The sequence below is a fragment of the Sphingobium sp. C100 genome, assembly GCF_000508185.1.
In the GTDB taxonomy this organism is placed as follows: Bacteria; Pseudomonadota; Alphaproteobacteria; order Sphingomonadales; family Sphingomonadaceae; genus Sphingobium.
Genome location: NZ_AYOY01000119.1, coordinates 1 through 844, shown reverse-complemented (window position 1 = coordinate 844; position 844 = coordinate 1). Strand labels below are relative to the sequence as shown.

General features: G+C 48.8%; 1 protein-coding gene. It reads right to left on the bottom strand.

What is annotated here, in order from left to right; genetic code table 11:
* Positions 1 to 141: 141 nt before the first annotated feature.
* The coding region (locus tag C100_RS33150) for a tyrosine-type recombinase/integrase (protein WP_235219045.1) at positions 142 to 844 on the bottom strand (703 nt) is incomplete at its 5' end.

Here is an 844-nt window from a genome sequence, read left to right as displayed (position 1 = left end):
AATAGTCAATTCTGTAACGGCGCGCAAGCAAGGGGTTTAATTTACAAGCTAATTCTTCTTTATTACCCAAAGTGTTAACCAAATAAATCTGCTGTTTAAGGGCCATTGCCAATCAGCATGATTTTTTGCCGTTAACCCCGTTCAAGCCGTCGCCCGTTTGAACTCATAGGCTGAATCTTCCGTCAGCCAGGCTCGCGCCGCGATCTGCCGCTCTTCTGGTCCACTGGCATTCGCATAGATAGCGGTGGTCTTCATATCAGCATGCCCAAGCCATCGTTGAACCAAATTCAAGGGCACGCCGGAATGGATTGCCCGTACGCCAAAACCATGGCGCAGCCCCTTTGGTACAGCCCAAGGCCCGGATATTCTTGCCTTTTCCATAATACCCGTGACTTTTCGATAGGCGGTCATGCGCGACCAGGGCCAGAGGCGCCCGCGTCGATCGAGGATGCCTTTCGCCATCCATTCCTGCATCCGATCCAACATCTTCAACGGAAGAGGAATAGCGCGATAAACGGAGTTCTGTCGTTTCTTCAAGCATTTGATGATTATATGGCCCGACGCGAAGTCGAAATTTTCTGAGGATACGGACAGCGCCTCAGAAATTCGACATCCTGTCACTGCCATAAACCAGCAAAAGCTATATACATCGACAGACTCATGCTTCGCTACTTCCAAGAACTTTGCAGTCTCACTGTTAGTAAGATATTTCCTCTGCCCGCCACCGTCATACATTGACCAAGGCACAGACACCTCCTTTTTATTATTTTTCACTATCTTAAGCTTGCTTCCGCCGCGGTTATCGAAGTGCCCATCGGATGTCGTTGATACAGAATTGACTATT